The organism is Pelagibius marinus (assembly GCF_014925385.1).
Taxonomy (GTDB): Bacteria; Pseudomonadota; Alphaproteobacteria; order Kiloniellales; family Kiloniellaceae; genus Pelagibius; species Pelagibius marinus.
In genome coordinates this window covers 1-2,442 of the sequence record NZ_JACSDK010000028.1, presented here as the reverse complement: position 1 = coordinate 2,442, position 2,442 = coordinate 1, and the positions used below count along the sequence as shown (strand labels likewise).

At 65.4% G+C, this 2,442-nt stretch carries 3 protein-coding genes; all 3 read left to right on the top strand.

The genetic code is table 11. The features are described from left to right. Positions 1 to 103: 103 nt before the first annotated feature. The 3 genes from tnpA (at position 104) to tnpC (ending at position 2,396) form a co-directional block, all read left to right on the top strand. Positions 104 to 463 carry an IS66-like element accessory protein TnpA gene (tnpA, locus tag H7X47_RS25635; protein WP_193371632.1) on the top strand — a complete coding sequence of 120 codons (360 nt, stop codon included), beginning with the start codon at positions 104 to 106 and terminating at the stop codon, positions 461 to 463. Next, on the top strand, positions 460 to 807 hold the full coding sequence (gene tnpB, locus H7X47_RS25630; RefSeq protein ID WP_193371631.1) for an IS66 family insertion sequence element accessory protein TnpB: 348 nt from the start codon (positions 460 to 462) through the stop codon (positions 805 to 807). Before tnpA ends, tnpB begins: the two co-directional genes overlap by 4 nt. A gap of 71 nt (positions 808 to 878) precedes the next feature. Beyond that, the gene (gene tnpC / locus H7X47_RS25625) at positions 879 to 2,396 is read left to right on the top strand and encodes an IS66 family transposase (protein WP_193371630.1); all 1,518 of its coding nucleotides are present in this window, start codon (positions 879 to 881) and stop codon (positions 2,394 to 2,396) included. The last annotated feature ends 46 nt before the right edge of the window (positions 2,397 to 2,442 follow it).

The following is a 2,442-nucleotide window of genomic DNA, read 5'->3' as shown; positions in this document are numbered from 1 at the left end:
GTGAGCGCCCGGTGTACCCGACCTTGCGAGGCTTGTGACGGTTGTGGGATTTTTCGCGGGTGAGCGGGCGGTCGTGTCCGCTTAAATTACGCGGACACTTAAATTGGCGGATGGTGGCAAGCGCAAGCGGCGGAGCTACTCGACGGCGTTCAAGCGGCGGGTTGTGTCGGAGACGCTGGAGCCGGGAGTCTCGGTGGCGGCGGTGGCGCGCCGTCATGATCTGAACGCTAACATGGTGTTTCTTTGGCGCAGGGATGCGCGGTTCGGACCCGTCCGGGATGCCCCTGCGTTCCTGCCGGTTGAGATCGAGCCGGCGGAGGTGCGAGGTGAGCACCCTGAAGCGGTGGGTTGCGGTGCCGGCGAGATTGAGATTGCTTTGGCCTCGGGCCACCGCTTGAGGCTGAGCGGCGAGTTCGATGTAGAGATCGTGCTGCGTCTGGCCAGAGGGCTGTCTGCGCCATGATCCCTGTGCCTGCGAGCACCAAGGTCTGGCTGGCGGCCGGCGTCACTGACATGAGGAAGGGCTTCAATGGCCTTTCGGCTTTGGTCGAGAAGGTTCTGGCGCAGGATCCCTATTGCGGTCACCTGTTCTGCTTTCGCGGCCGCAGAGGCGATCTTTTGAAAGTGATCTGGTGGGACGGTCAAGGGGCATGCCTGTTCAGCAAACGGCTTGAGCGCGGTCGTTTCGTCTGGCCCTCGCCGGCAGATGGAAAGGTCATGGTGACGTCGGCCCAGTTGGCGATGCTGTTGGAAGGGATCGACTGGCGGGCGCCGCAGCGGACCTGGCGGCCGTTGACGACCGGCTGATTTCACGCGAAAGCAGCAAGATATGGCCTCTGGGGATTCCCTCGCTGGCGCCGGTCGGCTATAAGCGGGGTATGTTCACAGACGCCACTTCGCTGCCTGACGATCCTGCCGAACTGCGGGATACAGCGGTTAATCTGATGGCGCTGGTCAAATCCCAGGCGCTGCAAATCGAGAAGCTCAAGCACCAGCTTGCCGGTCACCGCCGGCAGCGGTTCGGCGCCACCTCCGAGACGCTGGACCAGCTGCAGCTGCGCCTTGAGGAAGAAGAGACCGCAGCGGCAAAGGCTGGCGCCCCCGCCCCGGCTGACGAGCCGGCGGGCACAGCCGAACCCAGGGACAAGCCGAGGCGCAAGCCCCTGCCGGCCGATCTACCGCGCAACGAGCAGGTTCTCTCGCCTGGCGAGGCCTGTGGCCAGTGCGGCGGCAGGCTCAAGAAGTTGGGCGAGGATGTCACCGAGGAGCTGGAATACCTCCCCGGCTGCTTTGTGGTGAACCGGATCGTGCGCCCGCGCCTGGCCTGTGGGTGTTGCGAGAGGATCGTCCAGGCGCCTTTGCCCTCGCGCCCGATCGAGCGCGGCCGGCCGGGCCCGGGGCTGCTGGCCCATGTTCTGGTCTCGAAGTACGCCGACCACTGCCCGCTCTACCGGCAGAGCCGGATATTCGAGCGAGAGGGCATCGATCTGGATCGTTCGACACTGGCGGACTGGGTCGGCAAATCGGCGGCCCTGCTGGAGCCCCTGGCCGAGGCGATCGGCCGGCACGTTCGGGCCGGGCCGGCGATCTTTGCCGATGACACGCCGCTGAAGATGCAGGCCCCCGGCAATGGGCGGACAAAGACGGCGCGGATCTGGACCTATGTGCGCGATGAACGTCCCTGGCTCGGCCAGTCACCGCCAGCGGCCTGGTATCGGTTCACCGTCGACCGGAAGGGTGAGCATCCCGCCCGACACCTCACCGACTACTGGGGCTGGATGCATGCCGACGGCTACTCCGGGTTCAACGCGCTCTACCGCTCCGGCGCGATTGAAGAGGTCGCCTGCATGGCGCACATCCGGCGCAAGTTCGTCGACCTGTTCCAGTCACAGGGCTCCGTCATCGCTGAGGAGGCCATTCGGCGCATCGCCGGGCTCTATGGCGTGGAAAAACAGGCTCGCGGCCAAGCACCTGAGGTCCGGGTACGCCTCCGTCAGGCCGAGGCCAGGCCGATCCTCGACGACCTGGAGGCTTGGCTGCAGGCCCAGTTGACAAAGATCTCCGGCAAGTCCGAACTCGCCAAGGCGATCCGCTATGCTCTGTCGCGGATGAATAAGCTACGCCCCTACCTGGATCACGGCGTCCTCGAGATCGACAACAACGCTGCCGAGCGCGCCATGAAGCCCGTGGCCCTGGGTCGGAAGAACTATCTCTTTGTCGGCTCCGAGGGCGGCGGCAAATCGGCAGCCATCGCCTATACGCTCATCGAGACGGCCAGGCTCAACGGCGTCGACCCGCAGGCTTGGCTGACCCACGTCCTCGCCCGCATCGCCGACCACAAGATCACCCGTCTCGACGAACTGCTGCCCTGGCGCTACGCTGCAACCGCAGCGTAGCTGGCTGTCGCACTGAAACGCCAGAGGGCCTTTGCCGGACGCTCTC

What these genes read in the sequence shown, in the direction of transcription:
- tnpB (WP_193371631.1), top strand. Translation starts at nt 460, where the DNA reads ATGATCCCTGTGCCTGCGAGCACCAAGGTCTGGCTGGCGGCCGGCGTC.
- tnpC (WP_193371630.1), top strand. Translation starts at nt 879, where the DNA reads ATGTTCACAGACGCCACTTCGCTGCCTGACGATCCTGCCGAACTGCGG.